This is a genomic window from Streptomyces sp. NPDC020490, from assembly GCF_044335305.1.
GTDB lineage: Bacteria > Actinomycetota > Actinomycetes > Streptomycetales > Streptomycetaceae > Streptomyces.
Window position 1 is genome coordinate 14,443 of sequence record NZ_JBIRUY010000054.1, and the last position, 15,809, is coordinate 30,251.

Here is a 15,809-nt window from a genome sequence, read left to right on the forward strand (position 1 = left end):
GATGTCCCGTCGGGACATGTCCCTGGACCGCGCAAGACGAAGGAATCGATCGCGCAGACGACGGAAACAGCGGCCACTACTTGTCCATACGATGTTTTCCGTCGTAGTGTCCGGCTGTTCGATCGGTACGCGACATCCCGAGGTGACCCATGGACCGCTCCCGCCTGCAGGACCTGCTGGCCCGCGAGAGGGCGGAGGCCGTGCGCCGCTGCCCGCGCTCGAAGGACGCCTACGGGCGTGCCGACCACCTGTTCGGCCGGGTGCCGATGACGTGGATGAACAAGACCGCCGGCCCCTTCCCGCGCTACCTGGCCACCGCGCGGGGCGCCCGCGTGACCGACATCGACGGGCACGAGTACATCGACTTCTGCCTGGGGGACACCGGCGCGATGGCCGGTCACTCCCCGACCGTGGTGGCCGAGGCGGTCCGGCACCGGTTCGCCGACCAGGGCGGGGCCACGGCGATGCTGCCGACGGAGGACGCCGAACTCGTGGGCGCGGAACTGACCCGCCGCTTCGGCCTGGCCCGGTGGAGCTTCTCGCTGACGGCCACCGACGCCAACCGGTGGGCGATCAGGCTGGCGCGCGCCGTCACCGGCCGCCCGAAGATCCTCGTCAACAGCTACAGCTACCACGGCAGCGTCGACGAGTCGCTGATCGTGGTCGGGCCCGACGGCAACGGAACCGCCCGCCCCGGAAACGTCGGGGCTCCCTGCGACGTCACGCTGACCAGCCGCGTCGCGGAGTTCAACGACCTGGACCAGCTGGAGCGCGAGCTGGCCCACGGCGACGTCGCCGCCGTCCTGATGGAGCCCGCGCTCACCAACATCGGCATCGTGCTGCCCGAGCCGGGCTACCTGGCCGGAGTGCGGGAGCTGACCCGCCGGCACGGCACCCTGCTCATCAACGACGAGACGCACACCTTCTCGGCCGGACCCGGCGGCTGCACCGCCGCCTGGGGCCTGGAGCCCGACCTGCTCACCATCGGCAAGGCCATCGGCGGCGGCATCCCGGCCGGCGCCTACGGCCTGTCCGCCGAACTGGCCGAGCGCCTGCTGGAGCGCGACGACCTCGACCTGGTCGACATGGGAGGCGTCGGCGGCACGCTCGCCGGCAACGCCCTGTCGATGGCCGCGGTACGCGCCACGCTGGAACACGTCCTCACCGACGAGGCCTTCGCACGCATGGACGAACTGTCGCAGCGGTTCGAGGCGGGCGTGCGCGCGGGCATCGAGGCGCACGCGCTGCCCTGGTCGGTGAGCCGGCTCGGGGCGCGTACCGAGTACCGCTTCGCCGACCCGGCGCCGCGCACCGGCACCGAGTCCGCGGCGGCCGCCGACCCCGACCTGGAGGACTTCCTCCACCTCTACCTGGCCAACCGGGGCATCCTGCTGACGCCGTTCCACAACATGGCCCTCATGTGCCCCGACACGACCGAGCAGGACGTCGACGCCCACACGGAGCTGTTCGCCGCCGCCCTGTCCGAACTGGCCGGCTGACACGGCGACCGCGGAAGGCGGAAAGAGGAAGGAAGGGACGACGCACGTGGACGAGATCGACCGGGCCATCCTGCGCGAGCTGCAGACCGACGGCCGCATCGCCTACGCCGACCTCGGGCCCCGGGTCGGGCTGTCGGCGTCGGCCGCCCGGCAGCGCCTGCAACGGCTGCTGGACTCCAAGGCCGTCCAGGTCGTCGGCGTCACCGACCCGATGTCCATGGGCGGGCAGGCCATGGCCCTCCTCGGTATCCGCGTGGACGGCGACCCGCGTCCGGTCGCCGACGAACTCGCCCGGCGCGCCGAAGTGGTCTACTCGGTGCTGACGTCGGGCGGCTTCGACCTGTTCGCCGAAGTGGTCGCGCCGGGACCGCGGGAACTGCTCGACTTCGTCAACGACGTGGTGCGGCCGATCGAAGGCGTCGAACAGATCCAGCCGTTCCCCTACTTCGGCATCCACACCCACCGGTTCCTGTGGGACCTGGGCTGACCGGAGCCCCGCATCCAGGACGCCGAACCCGGCAGGGAACTGCTGCGAGCGCGCCTCAACGGCGGCTGACGACGACTCGCCGGGGCCCGGCCGGCCGTGCAGCACACGGCTCGCCGGGCCCGTGCGTGCCGGGCCCGCGCACCCGACCGCACCCGACCGGCGTCCCCCGCCTCACCCGCTGCCGCCCCGACCGCCGCCGTCCCCGCTGTCGCGCCGACCCCGTATCCCGACCGGGTCGCTACCGGCCCGCCGCCCCCGCTGATGCTGGGATGGAAACGGCAGAAGGGAACGATGGTGGAACGTCAACGGGTTGCCACGCCCCGACCGGGGCTGGCCGATCGATTCACCCTGGAGCAACGGGCCGTCGCCGCGATCGGCACCACACCGGACGAACGCGGCACAGCCGCGGAGTGCGCCCGTTTCCTGGTCGGGGAACTGTGCGACGCCGCGGCCGTCGACCTCCTCACGCGGCAGGAGGACCCGCGCGCACGGCGCGGCGCCCTGCGCGCCGCCGCCGCGGCGGGCCGCCGCGACCTGCTGGACGGCCTGCGGCACGTGCCGCGGCGGAACATCCTGGTTCGCGCGCTGGACGCGGGCCACCCGATCACCGCCTCCCTCAGCCTCGACGGCCAGGAGCCGGTGGCCGCGCTGTCCGTGCCGCTCCTGGCCTGGGACCGGGCCTACGGAGTCGTCCTCGCGGTCCGCGCCGGCCGGGCGTTCGACGACGGCGAGGCCGCCGCGGTGCACTACGCCGCCCGGCTCACCGCCGCCCATCTGCACCACGCCGCCCATCCGCACCCCGCCACCTCCACCCATCCGCACCCCGCCGCCGGACACCGCCCGCCGCGGGACACGGCCCCGCCCCTCGCGGCGGGCCCGCCCGCCGGACCGGGCCGCCCGCACCCCCGCGTCGAGGTGGCCACCCGATTCGTGCCCGCCGGCCCCGGCACGGCGGTGGGCGGCGACTGGTTCGAGACCGTACGCCTGCGCCAGGGCCGCACCCTCCTGGTCGTCGGCGACGTGATGGGGCACGGCCTGGACGCGGCGGTCGACATGAACGCCTACCGCTCGACGCTGCGCTACGCCGCCGCCGCCGGCCTGCCGCCGCACCGCGTGCTGCGCCGGATGGACGCCATCGCCGCCGCGGACGCCGGGCGCAGGCCCGCCACCTGCCTGCTCGCCCTGCTGGACCCGGCGGGCCGCTCGGTCGCCCTCGCCGCCGCCGGGCACCTCCCCCCGGCCGTCTTCCACCCGGACGGCACCGGCGAGCTGCTCCCCCTGCCGGCCGGCCCGCCGCTGGGCGCCGGACCGGCCGACCACACGACGACCACCCTGCCCCTGGGCACCGGCGACACCCTGGTGATGTTCACCGACGGACTTGTCGAACGCCGCGGCGAGGACATCGACACCTCGCTCTCCCGGCTGGCCCGGCTGCGCCTGCACCCCGGCCTGGACGCCGGGCAGGTCCTGGACGAGGTCGTCGCCCGGCTGGCGACACCGCGGGCGGACGACGACATCGCCGTCCTCACCGCCCGTCTGCGGCCCCGGCCCGGCTGAGCCCGCCGCCCGTCCGGCCACCCCTCGCGGCGGGCCCCGTTCCGTGCGCTCTCGCACGGCGCCGGGGTGACGGGGCAAGATGGGCCGGCAGGCAACACTGGTCAACCGATGTGGAGGAGCGGGCACATGCAGCACGAGCGAGCGGGCAGGCCGGCCGGCCCCGAGGACCTCGTCGACGTCGCCCGGCTGGTCACCGCGTACTACGCGCTGCACCCGGACCCGGCCGACCCGGCGCAGCGGGTGGCGTTCGGCACGTCCGGGCACCGCGGATCGTCCCTGGCGACGGCGTTCAACGACGACCACATCGCCGCGACCAGCCAGGCCATCTGCGAGTACCGCGCCGCGCAGGGCACCGACGGCCCCCTCTTCCTCGGCGCCGACACCCACGCCCTGTCCGAACCCGCGCGGGTCACCGCGCTGGAGGTGTTCGCGGCCAACGAGGTGACGGTGCTCATCGACAGCGCCGACGGCTACACCCCGACCCCCGCGGTCTCGCACGCCATCCTCACGCACAACCGCGGACGCGCCTCCGCACTCGCCGACGGCGTCGTGGTCACCCCCTCGCACAACCCGCCCGCCGACGGAGGCTTCAAGTACAATCCGCCGAGCGGCGGACCGGCCGGCTCCGACGCCACCTCCTGGATCCAGGACCGCGCCAACAGCATCATCGCGGGCGGCCTGAAGGACGTACGGCGCATCCCCCTCACCCGGGCGCTCGCCGCGCCCACCACAGCCCGCCACGACTTCCTCGGCGCCTACGTCGCCGACCTGCCGAGCGTGCTGGACCTGGACGCGGTCCGCGCCGCCGGCGTGCGCATCGGCGCCGACCCCCTGGGCGGGGCGTCGGTCGCCTACTGGGGCCGCATCGCCGAGCAGCACCGGCTCGACCTGACCGTGGTCAACCCGCTCGCCGACCCCACCTGGCGGTTCATGACGCTCGACTGGGACGGCAAGATCCGCATGGACTGCTCCTCGCCGTACGCGATGGCCTCCCTCATCGAACAGCGCGACCGATTCCAGATCGCCACCGGCAACGACGCCGACGCCGACCGGCACGGCATCGTCACGCCCGACGCGGGCCTGATGAACCCCAACCACTACCTGGCCGCCGCCATCGCCTACCTCTACGCCCACCGCGAGCAGTGGCCGGCCGGCACCGGCATCGGCAAGACGCTGGTGTCCTCCGGGATGATCGACCGCGTCGCCGCCGACCTGGGGCGCCGGCTGGTCGAGGTGCCCGTCGGGTTCAAGTGGTTCGTCGACGGGCTGGTCGACGGCTCGCTCGGCTTCGGCGGCGAGGAGTCGGCCGGCGCGTCGTTCCTGCGCCGCGACGGCTCGGTGTGGACCACGGACAAGGACGGCATCATCCTCGCGCTGCTCGCCTCCGAGATCCTGGCCGTCACCGGCAAGACGCCCTCCGAGCACTACGCGGCCCTCACCGACCGCTTCGGCGCGCCCGCCTACGCCCGCATCGACGCCCCGGCCACCCGCGAGGAGAAGGCGCTGCTCGCCAAGCTCTCGTCCGCTCAGGTCGGCGCGGACACGCTGGCCGGAGAGGCCGTCACCGGAGTGCTGACCGAGGCTCCGGGCAACGGAGCGCCCATCGGGGGCATCAAGGTCACCACCGAGAGCGCGTGGTTCGCGGCCCGCCCCTCGGGCACCGAGGACGTGTACAAGATCTACGCCGAGTCCTTCCGCGGCCCCGACCACCTGCGCCAGGTGCAGGAGGAGGCCAAGGACGTGGTGATGGCGGCCCTGGGCGCCTGACGCAGGCTGCGCCGCCGTGCTTCCGCCGGCCGGGAGCACGGCATCGCACCCCGTCGCCCGAAATGGTTAATATGAGGGAGTTTTACCCTGAAGGGGCTGATGCCCTCACCGGAGTGATCCATGTTCCGCACGCGCCCGACGGACGACGGGGACGAACTGCTGGCCAGGCTGTCCTCGCTGACTGCCCAGGCGCGCGAACTCGCGCAGCAGCAGCGCTCCCGCGTCGAGCTGGCCATCGCCCTGCAGCGCGGCATGCTGCCCCGGGACCTGCCCGAGGTCCCCGGCTACCGGCTGGCCGTCCGCTACGCGCCGGCCTGCCACGGCCTCAACGTGGGCGGCGACTGGTACGACGCCTTCACCATGCCCGACGGCCGGCTCGGGCTGTCCATCGGCGACGTGCAGGGCCACAACATCGAGGCGACCGCCTTCATGGGCCAGGTCCGGGTCGGCCTGCGGGCGCTCGCCTCCGTCACCGGCGAGCCGGGCGAACTGCTGACCTGCACCAACGACCTGCTGTTGTCCCTCGGTACGGACCTGTTCGCCACCTGCACCTTCATGCGGCTCGACCCGGCGACGGGCGTCCTGGAGAGCGCGCGGGCCGGTCACATCCCGCACATCTGGGCCACGGCGGACGGCAAGTCCGGCGTCGCCGAGACCCGGGGCGGCCCCCCGCTGGGCGTGCTGGCGGGGGTGCGGTACCCGGTGACCCGGCACCGGCTCACCACGGGCGGCGTCTTCATCATGCTCACCGACGGGGTGGTCGAGGGGCCCACCCTGAACGTCGACGAGGGCCTCGACCGGGTGGTGCGGCTGGCGGGCGCCGCGGCGGTCGCGGGGATGGAGGCTGGCGCGCTCGCCGACGCGGTGCTGAAGGTGGCCGAGCGGGTGGGTCACGAGGACGACGCGGCCGTGCTCGTGGTCGGCCACGACCGGCCCGGCGTTCAGTCATAGGGCCCGACGCCGGGGCTCTCGCCTCGCCGCCGCGCCGGGACCGGTGTCTGATGGCAACTGTGGTGACTACCCAGGACCTGCGGCGGGCCGGTGCCTACGTCCTCCAGACGCTGGCCGTGGCCGCCGCGTACTTCCTGGGCGGCCGGCTGGGGCTGCTGGGCCACCTCGCCGCCAAGCACGCGATCATCTCGCCCGTCTGGCCCCCCACCGGCATCGCCTTGGCCTGCCTGCTGGTGCTCGGTCTGCGCTGCTGGCCCGGCATCGCCCTCGGTGCCTTCCTCGTCGTCGCGTCCGTCACCCCCTCCCTGCAGCCCAGCGCCATCGGTACGGTGTTCGGCAGCACCGCCGCTCCCGTCGTCGCCTTCCTGCTGCTCCGCGCCGTCGGCTTCAGCGCCGACCTCGCCCACCTGCGGGACGGCCTCGAACTGGTGTTCCTGGGGGCGTTCGCCGCGATGACGATCAGCGCCACCACCGGCGCCCTGCTCCTGCTGCTCACGGACAAGATCCCCGCGGGCGGCTTCTGGACGGTGTGGCTGGGATGGTGGGTGGGCGACGCCATGGGCGTCCTGATCGTCACCCCGATCCTGCTGATGCTGCGTCACGCGCGATGGCCCATGGACATGTCCCGGTGGAAGGAGGCCGTCGGCACGGCGCTCCTGATCAGCGCTCTGGTGCCCCTGTTCAGCTACAACCGCGTCAGCACGCTGTTCCTCGTCTACCCGCTGCTGATCTGGACGGCCCTGCGGTTCCAGCTCCTGGGCAGCATGCTGTGCGCCCTGTACGCCTCCGTCATGGCCACCCTCGCCGCGATGGACCAGGCCGGCCCGTTCGACTACCTGACCCGGGCCCAGGTCCTGATGAAGCTCCAGGCCTACAACGGCTCCATGGCCCTGACCGCCCTGCTCCTGTCCGCCGTGATCACCGAGCAGCACAACACCAGGAGGTCGGTGGCCCAGGCCTGCCGGGAACTGGTCACGGTGCTGGAACACCTCACCGCTGGGGATGCGCCGGAGGCCCGGCGGCCCGAGGAGCGCTGAGCCCGCCCGTCAGTTCCACAGGGGCAGGGTGACCGTCCGTGGGTGGATGTCCGGCCGGCTGCCGTGGTACTCGAGGGTCAGCCGGGTGAAGTGCCGGACGTGCGGCCGCTTCTTCCAGGGCTCCGGGCGGCCGAGCCGGACGGTGACGCGATAGGAGTGGAAGGTGCCCGCCGCGCAGTAGGGTTCGCAGTCGTTGACCGCGTTCACGCCCTCGGCCGTCGCCGACTCCGGCCCCCACCGGGACCAGTGCAGGGCGGTCAGGCGGCTGTTGCCGTCACCGCAGGCGAGCATGAAGCCGGCGGGACGTACCCGCGGGTGCCAGAGGCAGTCGACCAGCACGGGAGTCCGCGGCCGCTGCCGGGCGACCTGCCCGGCCGACGCGGCCGGCGGGGCCGGTCCGGCGGCGGAGGGAGCCGCTCCGGCCGCCGCGAGCGACGCGGCGCAGCACACCGCGACCGCCGTGCCCCATCCGCGTGTACGCATGACCCCTCCCCGGTGACGCCGGCCGGTCCGTCCCGCATCCGACGCTACGACCGGACCCGCCGACCCACCACCCGAACGGCCCACGGCGACGGGTCAGCAGCCGCGGCGACGCAGATGGAGACAGCCGTCGAGCGGGAACGCCGGGGGCGCCGCGGGCACGGACCCGGCCGGTTCGTACCGGCACTTCCGCGCGACGCGGCAGGAAGCGGTGTTGTCGGCCTGATGGAGCAGCCTCAGCCGCTCGAGCCCGTCCTCGGCGAAGGCGGCGAAGGCCCAGTCGGTCAGGGCGCCCGGTGCCCTCGGCGCCACACCGCGACCACGGGCGTGCGCGGCGGTCCAGTAGCCGACGTCGCCGGACGGGGCGCCGGACGCGGGACGCTCGAGGACCACGTGTCCTGCCGGCCGCCCGTCCTCCCCGGCGGGGGAGACTTCCACCACGGCGAAGGCGAAGCGCTCGCCCGCCTCGTGTGCCTCGCGCTGGGCCCGTACCCACCGTGCGGCGCCGGCTTCGTCCCGCACGGCGGCGCTCGTCCAGTGGCGCAGGGCGTCGTCGCGGAAGACGTCGACCAGGGCGGCGGCGTCGGCCGGTCGCCAGGGGCGCAGGAGCAGGGCGGGCGCCGACGGCGTGGCGGGTGCTCGCAGGTGCTCCGTCACCTCGTTCACGGGGGCAGCGTACGCAGCCGTGGGCCCGCGTGGTCCAGGGGTCAGGACGGGCAGCAGGCGTCGGTGGTCAGGCAGGTGCTCAAGGCTGAGTGCAGGCGTGCCGCGCTGGTCCATTCGCAGCCGCGGGACGGCGCTACGTGCCAGTGCGGGCCGGGGCCCGTGGTGCGGTGCAGGGGCGGGACGACGACGTGCGAGCCCGAGGTCAGGACGGACACCGGGGCGAGGCTCCAGCCGGCCGCGGAGCCCGGCCGGATCAGCCAGTACAGGATGCGGCCGTAGCCGTCCGTGATCACGGCTCCGGTCTCGTCCCCCAGGTGCCGCAGCGCGTGCAGGCCCAGGTCGAGCGGCACCCGGACGGCGTCCCACCAGTAGCCGGCGGCCAGCAGCTTCGCCTCGGGACTGTCCCGCGGCATCCACCGTGGAGCCCAGCTGCCTGTCATCACCCTCACCGGTCCTCCCGTCCGACGTCCCGACCCTAGGGCCGGCGCGGTGCCGCCGACTTGCGGTCACGCGCACGGAAGTTGTGACGGTACGCAGCACGCGCGGCCGGACCTCGTCCGGCCGCACGACGGCGACGTAGCGTTACGGGCCGTATCGGCGCAGGAACATCCAGGAGGCTGCGATGGGTCACCCCGACCCCTTAGTGATCGACCCGACGGGCCGGGACATCCACGGCGAGGCCGCCCGGATCCGCGAGCGCGGACCGGTGACCCCGGTCGAACTCCCCGACGGCGTCGCGGCGTGGGCCGTCAGCGACCCCGGCCTGCTCAGGCGCCTGCTCACCGACCCCCGCGTCTCCAAGGACCCGCGGCAACACTGGAACAGCTGGATCAACGGCGAGATCGCCCCCGAGTGGCCGCTGTTCACCTGGGTGGCGGTGCAGAACATGTTCACCGCGTACGGCGGTGAGCACAAGCGCCTGCGCGCGCTGGTCTCCAAGGCGTTCACCGCCCGCCGCACCGCCGCGCTCCAGCCCCGGATCGAGGAGATCACCCGGAACCTGCTGGACCGGGTGGAGCGGGCCGGGCGGGACGGGCACCCCGTCGACCTGCGGGAGGACTTCTGCTACCCGCTGCCGATCCAGGTGATCAGCGAGCTGTTCGGCCTGCCCGAGGACCAGGGCGCGGAACTGCGGGCCGTCGTGGACGGCATCTTCCACACCTCCGCCACCCCGGAGGAGGTCACCGACATCTACACCCGGTTCTACGCCGCGCTCGCCAAGCTCGTCGCGCTCAAGCGAGAGTCGCCCGGCGACGACCTGACCACCGACCTCATCGCGGCCCGCGACGACGAGGACGGCACCCGCCTCAGCGAGCAGGAACTCCTCGACACCCTGGTGCTGATGGTCAGCGCGGGCCACGAGACCACGGTCAACCTCCTCGACAACGCCGTGCACGCCCTGCTCACCCACCCCGACCAGCTCGCCCTCGTCCGCGACGGCAGCGCCTCCTGGGACGACGTGATCGAGGAGACGCTGCGCGTCGAGGCGCCGGTCGCCAGCCTGCCGCTGCGGTACGCCGTGGAGGACCTGGTGATGGAGGAGTTCGGCGGCCCCGCCGGTGTCGTGATCGGCAAGGGCGAGGCGATCCTGGCCGCGTACGCCGCCGCCGGGCGCCACCCGGGCAGGTACGGCGACGACGCGGACCGCTTCGACGTCACCCGTGTCGACAAGGAGCACCTGTCCTTCGGGTACGGCGTGCACTTCTGCCTGGGGGCTCCGCTGGGGCGGCTGGAGGCGCGGATCGCGCTGCCGGCGCTCTTCGACCGCTTCCCGGGGCTGCGCCCGGCGGTGCCCCGGGAGGAGCTGGAGCCGGTGGATTCCTTCATCTCCAACGGCCACCGCTCCCTCCCGGTGCACCTGCGCTGATCACTCCCCGCGCCACCAGCCGCGCAGCCGGGATCCCAGGCCGCGCCGCGCCCCGGCGGCGGCCGGAGCGGCGGCGGCCGGCCCCGCGGCCGGCGCCGCCGCCACGGGGGCCCGCCGGGCGGGCGGCGGACCGTCGCCCGCGCCCGGCCCGGTGACGGCGGCCGGCGGGAACGCCACGGGCAGCGCGGCCAGCGCCCGGTGGAACGGACCGGGCCGCCAGACCAGGTCCTCGGCGGGCACCGCGAGCTCGAGGTCGGGAAGGCGGTCCAGCAGCTTCTCCACCGCGGCCGCCGCGATCAGCCGGGCGGGACCCTGCGCGGGGCAGGTGTGCGGGCCCGCGCTCCACGCCAGGTGGGCGCGGTTGCCCGTGCGCCGGTCGGCCGCCAGCGCCGGGTCGTTGTTCGCCGCGGCGAAGGAGATCACGATCGGCCGGCCCGGGCGCAGCGCGACGCCCTCGTACACGACGTCGTGCAGCGCGTAGTGCACGCCGTAGTTCGCCATGGGCGGGTCGTTCCAGAGCACCTCGTCGAGGGAGTCCTCCACCGGCAGGCTGCCGCCCGACAGGTCGCCGGCGAACCGGTCGTCGGACAGCAGCAGCCGCAGGCTGTTGGCGATCAGGTTCTGCTGGGGTTCGGTGCCCGCGCCCATGAGCAGGACGAGGGTGTGCACCATCTCCTCGTCGGTGAGTTCGGCGGGGTGCGCCAGCAGCCAGGACGTCACGTCCTGCCCGGGCTGCCGGCGTTTCAGCGTCACCAGGTCGAACAGGGTCGTGGCGAGCAGCTCGTTCGCCCGCTCCGCGTCGACCCCGTCGAAGATGCCGGACATGCCCCGCACGAGCCGCTCGCCGTACTCGGCCGGGCAGCCGAACAGGTGGTTGAACACCAGCAGCGGCAGGACCTGGGAGTACTCGCCGAGCAGATCGGCCTTGCCCGCGGGCGCGAACCGGTCGATGAGGGTGTCGGCGCTGGTCTCGACGTATCCGCGCAGCGTGTTCGGCTCCACGCGGGCCAGGCTGTCCATGATCGCGCCGCGCAGCCTGCGGTGCTCCGCGCCGTCGGCCCACAGCGCGTTCGGCCGGTACATCATCATCGGCACGACCGGGCTGTCGGCGGGGACCGTGCCGTCGGCCAGGTCCTGCCAGCGGCGGGGGTCCTTGGAGAAGGTCTCGGGGCTGCGCAGCACGTGCAGGGCCGCCTCGTAGCCGAGGACGAGCGACGCCTCGACGCCGGGCGCCAGTTCGACCGGGGCGATCGGGCCGTACCGGCGCAGCCGCCGGTAGACGGCGGCCGGGTCGGCGGCGAACTCGGGCCCGTGCAGGGCCTGATGGGCGGGGCAGCCCGGTGGCGGGCCGGCCGGCCGGGGTGGTTCGGGGCTCACACGTGCTCCAGTCGGCCGTCGGGGGCTCCGCTCGTGCGGAGCCGGGAAGCGGGGAGGGTCATGAGGTACTCGACGAGGGAGATCAGCGCCCGGGTGGAGGAGATCCGGTCGCGGGCGTCGCAGCGGACGAGGGGGGTCTCGGGCAGCAGGTCGAGGGCTTCGCGGACCTCGTGCAGTTCGTGCCGGGGCGCGTCGTCGAACTCGTTGAGGGCGACCGCGTAGGGGAGGCCGAGTTCCTCCAGCACGCCCATGACCTCGAAGGACTGGCTCAGCCGCCGGGTGTCGGCGAGCACCAGGGCCCCCAGCGCGCCGCGCGTCATGTCCTGCCACAGCTGGGTGAAGCGCTGCTGGCCGGGGGTGCCGAAGAGGTAGAGCACCAGGTGGTCGTTGAGGGTGAGCCGGCCGAAGTCCAGGGCGACCGTGGTGGTCGTCTTGTCGTTCATGCCGGCCAGGTCGTCGACGAGGGCGCCCGCCTCGGTCATGACCTCCTCGGTGCGCAGCGGACGGATCTCGGAGAGCGCCCCGACGCAGGTGGTCTTGCCGACCGCGAAGTGACCCACGATCAGCACCTTGACGGCGGTCTGCACACCGGGCCGCAGATAGCGGTCTTCAGAGGCGGGCGCGGAGTGCATCGAGCACCTCCTGGAGGATGGTGAGGTCGGACGGCCGGGCGGCCGGGACCGGCGCGCGGGTGACGATGTGGCCGCTGTCCATGAGGTCGGCGATCAGCACCTTGGTGACGCTGACCGGCAGCGCCAGGTGGCCGGCCACCTCGGCGACGGACAGCGCCCCCGGCCGGCACAGCTCCATGAGCCGGCGTTTCTCCGGGTTCAGCCCGGCCAGCGGCAGATCGTCGGCGGCGATCAGCACGGTGACCAGGTCCAGGGTGTTGCGGGTGGGATGGGCGCGGCCGTCCGTGACGACGTAGGACCGCACCAGCCTGTCGGGGCGTCGCCGCGGGGTCATGCCGGACTGCCGGCGTCCTGTCGCGCGGGGCTGGTCAGCTCCTTGCCGAGCCGGTCGACCAGCTTGTGCATGCGGTAGGTGACCGCCTCCATGTCCACCTCCTGGGTGGTGGAGACCGCGAGGTAGGCCCCCTCGCCGGCGGCGACCAGGAAGACGTAGCCGTGCGCGAACTCGATGAGGGTCTGCCGCCACGGGGTGTGCGGGGTGCCGGTGAACTCGGCGGTGCTGCGGGATATGGACTGCACGCCGGACAGGCCCGCGGCGAGCCGCTCGGCGTCGTCCCGGCCGATGTCCTTGGAACAGGCGCGGAGCATGCCGTCGGCGGAGAGCAGGATCGCGTGCAGCGCCTCGGGCACCTTCAGCACGTCGTCCAGCATCCAGCCCAACTCGTTGTTGGTGGGCCCGGTCATTCGTGGGTGTTCCCTTCGTCTTCCTGGGTGGTGTGCCGGGCGTCCCGGCCGAAGCGGGTGCCGCGGGCGAAGGCGCCCATGCGCCGGGCGTGCTCCTCGGCCGAACGGCCGCCGACCTCCTCGGCCGGCGCGGCCGGAGACTCGGCGTCGTCGGCGCGGACGGACCGGCGGCGACGCTTCGGCAGGCCCCCGGACGTGGTCGGCCGGGCGGGGCCGATGTCGGAGACCGGTGCGGCGCCGGGCACCGCCTCCCGGGCGGCTGTCGCGGCTGTCGCGGCTGTCGCGGCTGTCGCGGCTGTGGCGGCCGTCGCGGTGGGCTCGGTGCGGGGCATCGGGCCGGGGCCGGCCGCGGGTCCGGTGGCGCGGGCGGCCGGGGCGGCGGCGGTCACCGCGGGCCGCGGGGCGGCGTCCGGGTGCGTCAGCAGCGCGGACGGCAGGAACACCACGGCCCGGACACCGCCGTAGGGGGAGAGGGTGTCGGCGGAGACGCTGAAGCCGTAGCGCTCGGCGAGCACGCCGATCACGGCGAAGCCGAACCGGGGCGGGTCGCCGAGCCGGGTGACGTCCACGGGCCGTCTGCCGGAGAGCAGTTCGGCGGCGAGTTCGGTCGCCCGGCCGTCCATGCCCACTCCCGCGTCGTCGATCACGACGCAGGCTCCGTTGTGCACGCTCAGGAGGGTGACCTCGACGTTCGTGTTGGGCTGCGAGTGGCGTGCCGCGTTGTCGAGCAGCTCGGCGACGGCGAGCACGACCGGCTCGACGGCGCGGCTCTCGACGGCGATGTCCACCTCGCCGTGGACGCGGATGCGCCGGTAGTCGCGGATCCGGGAGGTGGCGCCGCGGACCACCTCGACGAGCGCGGAGGTGGCGCGCTGGCGGCCCGGCCAGGAGCCGCAGAGAACGGCGATGGCCTGCGCGCGGCGGCCGAACTGGGCGTTGGTGTGGTCGATCTCCAGCAGGTCGCGCAGCACGTCGGGGTGGTCGTGGCGGTCCTGCATCTCGGAGATGGACACCTGCTGCTCGTTGGCGAGGGCCTGGATGGAGCGCATGGACGCCTTCAGGGCGGCCTTCGCCGACCGGTCGGCGCGGGACTGGGCGTGCTCGACGGCTTGGGAGAAGCGTTCCAGTACGGCGTCGAGGCACTTCGCGAAGTCCGTGCCGTCCAGGCGGGCGTCCAGCAGGCCGGACGCGGGGGCCGGCCGGAGGGAGACGTCCTCGAGGGCCGGCAGACGGACCGTCACCAGGTGGCGCAGTTCCTCGTCGCGCGCCCGCAGGCCGTCCGACAGTTCGGCGTTCCGTCGGCGCTGCAGTGCGGTGATGCCGCGCTGCCGCACCAGCAGCACGGTGACGGCGCACAGGCACAGGCCCAGGCACCACGACACCGCCTCCGGCATCTGTTCGGTCATGGAGTCCTCTGTGGCGGGCATGGGTATGGGCTGACAGGTCGCATGACGCTAGCGGCGCTTCGGACGGGCGTACTTGTCGGTACGCGAACGGAAGTTGCCGCCGGACGCACCGGTCCCGCCGGTCCCATGGGTCACTGGGGCCCCGGCGCCCTCCGGTCCCCGGCGTCCTCCGGTCCCACAGGTCCCTCCGGCCCCAATCAGCCCAGGTGGACGCGTCGGGCCGACCGACTTCCCTTTGGCATATGCCAATGTCCTTCCGGGGGTGCTTTCCGGGCGGGTAGTTGCACTAGGCTGCCGCCAAGTAACTCTCGGTATTCGCATGGGCCAGAGCTTTGCCTGTGCGTGTCGTCGCCACACGCCGCAACGGAGGGGTGCGTTGCCCGCGGGAAGCTACGTCGTGGAAGAGCAGACCACGGTTGACGTGGGTGCGCAGGACAGGGCCGACTTCTGGAGCGAGCACATCGCGTCGTACCAGTCCCGGATGGGTTACCGGTACGCGCGGCTCGACGACTTCCACGGGGAGACGGTCCGCCAGCGCAGCAACACCTACCAGCTGGTCAGATACCGGTCGGACGAGATCGAGTACCACCGCACCCTGCAGCAGATAAGGCAGGACCCCGACGAGGACTACCGCTTCCTGGTCCCGCTCAGCGGGCGGATCGTCATGCGCTACGACGACGAGCAGGCGGTGGTCGGGCCGGGCTCCGGCACGCTGCTCAACTTCCAGACGCCCTTCCAGTGCCTGCAGGACGCCTCCGTTCGGGCGTTCATCTTCACCATCCCCGCACGCGAGATCGACGGACGGCTCAGCCGGACGTCGCCGATGGCCGCCGGCGTCGACCTGACCAAGGGCCTGGGCCGGGTGGTGAAGTCCGTGCTGAACGACATGTACGAGGAGCGGTACTCGCTCACCGACCCGGAGTTCGACGCCGTCGCCGACCGCGTCGTCGACCTGCTGTGCATGCTCGTCGTGGGCGACGAGCGCCCCGAGGCGCCGGGGCACCTCGCCCAGGTGGAGGCGATGGTGCGCCGCCACGTCCGCGCCCACGCCGCCGACCCCGGGCTCACCGGTACCTCCATGGCCCACGCGCTCGGCTGGTCCCTGCGCCAGATACAGCTCGCCCTGCAGCGCGCGGGCACCACTCCGCGTGACCTGATACGCGAGGAGCGCCTGCGGCTGGTCCGTGACCGTCTCCAGTGCGGCAGCTGCGCGCACATGACGATCACCGAACTGGCCTACGCCACGGGCTTCTCCTCCGCCAGCGCGCTCAGCACGGCCTTCCGCCGGCGCTTCGGGGTGAGCCCCCGCGAGATGCGTCTCGGCCCGCGCTGATCCCCG

The 15,809-nt window shown here is 73.6% G+C and carries 16 protein-coding genes; 8 read left to right on the forward strand and 8 right to left on the reverse strand.

The genetic code is table 11. The features are described from left to right. The first annotated feature begins 149 nt into the window (after positions 1 to 149). The 6 genes from ACH4ZX_RS37230 to ACH4ZX_RS37255 all read left to right on the forward strand — a co-directional run bounded on the left by ACH4ZX_RS37230 (position 150) and on the right by ACH4ZX_RS37255 (position 7,298). Positions 150 to 1,499 (forward strand): transaminase, encoded by a 1,350-nt coding sequence (locus ACH4ZX_RS37230; RefSeq protein ID WP_398282839.1) that lies wholly within the window; start codon positions 150 to 152, stop codon positions 1,497 to 1,499. A gap of 46 nt (positions 1,500 to 1,545) precedes the next feature. Continuing rightward, positions 1,546 to 1,986 carry an Lrp/AsnC family transcriptional regulator gene (locus ACH4ZX_RS37235; protein ID WP_324789602.1) on the forward strand — a complete coding sequence of 147 codons (441 nt, stop codon included), beginning with the start codon at positions 1,546 to 1,548 and terminating at the stop codon, positions 1,984 to 1,986. Between the two features lie 291 nt (positions 1,987 to 2,277). Beyond that, complete coding sequence (locus tag ACH4ZX_RS37240; RefSeq protein ID WP_398282841.1) at positions 2,278 to 3,543, forward strand: PP2C family protein-serine/threonine phosphatase; 1,266 nt, start codon at positions 2,278 to 2,280, stop codon at positions 3,541 to 3,543. Positions 3,544 to 3,669: 126 nt separating this feature from the next. Continuing rightward, positions 3,670 to 5,310 carry a phosphoglucomutase (alpha-D-glucose-1,6-bisphosphate-dependent) gene (gene pgm, locus ACH4ZX_RS37245; protein ID WP_398282843.1) on the forward strand — a complete coding sequence of 547 codons (1,641 nt, stop codon included), beginning with the start codon at positions 3,670 to 3,672 and terminating at the stop codon, positions 5,308 to 5,310. A gap of 120 nt (positions 5,311 to 5,430) precedes the next feature. Next, positions 5,431 to 6,261, forward strand: coding sequence for a PP2C family protein-serine/threonine phosphatase (locus ACH4ZX_RS37250; protein ID WP_398282845.1), 831 nt, complete (start codon positions 5,431 to 5,433; stop codon positions 6,259 to 6,261). Between the two features lie 59 nt (positions 6,262 to 6,320). After that, positions 6,321 to 7,298: an MASE1 domain-containing protein gene (locus tag ACH4ZX_RS37255; protein WP_398282847.1), complete on the forward strand. Its 978-nt coding sequence runs from the start codon at positions 6,321 to 6,323 to the stop codon at positions 7,296 to 7,298. A gap of 9 nt (positions 7,299 to 7,307) precedes the next feature. Here the strand turns inward: ACH4ZX_RS37255 and ACH4ZX_RS37260 are convergent, their stop codons facing one another. From ACH4ZX_RS37260 to ACH4ZX_RS37270, 3 genes are all read right to left on the reverse strand, one after another. Next, positions 7,308 to 7,781: a hypothetical protein gene (locus ACH4ZX_RS37260; RefSeq protein ID WP_398282849.1), complete on the reverse strand. Its 474-nt coding sequence runs from the start codon at positions 7,779 to 7,781 to the stop codon at positions 7,308 to 7,310. Positions 7,782 to 7,874: 93 nt separating this feature from the next. Next, the gene (locus tag ACH4ZX_RS37265) at positions 7,875 to 8,435 is read right to left on the reverse strand and encodes a GNAT family N-acetyltransferase (RefSeq protein WP_398282900.1); all 561 of its coding nucleotides are present in this window, start codon (positions 8,433 to 8,435) and stop codon (positions 7,875 to 7,877) included. Positions 8,436 to 8,485: 50 nt separating this feature from the next. Further along, positions 8,486 to 8,884, reverse strand: a complete 399-nt coding sequence (locus ACH4ZX_RS37270) for a hypothetical protein (protein WP_398282851.1) — start codon at positions 8,882 to 8,884, stop codon at positions 8,486 to 8,488. A 182-nt stretch (positions 8,885 to 9,066) separates the two neighbouring features. Here ACH4ZX_RS37270 and ACH4ZX_RS37275 point away from each other — a divergent pair, with 182 nt between their 5' ends. Beyond that, positions 9,067 to 10,311, forward strand: coding sequence for a cytochrome P450 (locus ACH4ZX_RS37275; RefSeq protein WP_398282853.1), 1,245 nt, complete (start codon positions 9,067 to 9,069; stop codon positions 10,309 to 10,311). On the opposite strand, the gene ACH4ZX_RS37280 is transcribed toward ACH4ZX_RS37275, so the two are convergent. The 5 genes from ACH4ZX_RS37280 to ACH4ZX_RS37300 are packed head-to-tail and all read right to left on the reverse strand — an operon-like array spanning position 10,312 to position 14,470. Beyond that, a complete protein-coding gene (locus tag ACH4ZX_RS37280; protein ID WP_398282855.1) occupies positions 10,312 to 11,688 on the reverse strand; it encodes a cytochrome P450 in 1,377 nt (458 codons plus the stop codon). Beyond that, entirely contained in the window at positions 11,685 to 12,320 is a 636-nt protein-coding gene (locus tag ACH4ZX_RS37285) for a GTP-binding protein (protein ID WP_398282857.1), read from the reverse strand. Before ACH4ZX_RS37285 ends, ACH4ZX_RS37280 begins: the two co-directional genes overlap by 4 nt. Then, the gene (locus ACH4ZX_RS37290; protein WP_398282859.1) at positions 12,298 to 12,654 is read right to left on the reverse strand and encodes a DUF742 domain-containing protein; all 357 of its coding nucleotides are present in this window, start codon (positions 12,652 to 12,654) and stop codon (positions 12,298 to 12,300) included. Before ACH4ZX_RS37290 ends, ACH4ZX_RS37285 begins: the two co-directional genes overlap by 23 nt. Continuing rightward, positions 12,651 to 13,064 carry a roadblock/LC7 domain-containing protein gene (locus tag ACH4ZX_RS37295; RefSeq protein ID WP_324789591.1) on the reverse strand — a complete coding sequence of 138 codons (414 nt, stop codon included), beginning with the start codon at positions 13,062 to 13,064 and terminating at the stop codon, positions 12,651 to 12,653. The genes ACH4ZX_RS37290 and ACH4ZX_RS37295 overlap by 4 nt, the downstream gene beginning before the upstream one ends. After that, entirely contained in the window at positions 13,061 to 14,470 is a 1,410-nt protein-coding gene (locus ACH4ZX_RS37300) for an ATP-binding protein (RefSeq protein WP_398282861.1), read from the reverse strand. Before ACH4ZX_RS37300 ends, ACH4ZX_RS37295 begins: the two co-directional genes overlap by 4 nt. A gap of 397 nt (positions 14,471 to 14,867) precedes the next feature. Here ACH4ZX_RS37300 and ACH4ZX_RS37305 point away from each other — a divergent pair, with 397 nt between their 5' ends. Then, positions 14,868 to 15,803 carry a helix-turn-helix domain-containing protein gene (locus ACH4ZX_RS37305; RefSeq protein ID WP_398282863.1) on the forward strand — a complete coding sequence of 312 codons (936 nt, stop codon included), beginning with the start codon at positions 14,868 to 14,870 and terminating at the stop codon, positions 15,801 to 15,803. Positions 15,804 to 15,809 lie beyond the last annotated feature (6 nt).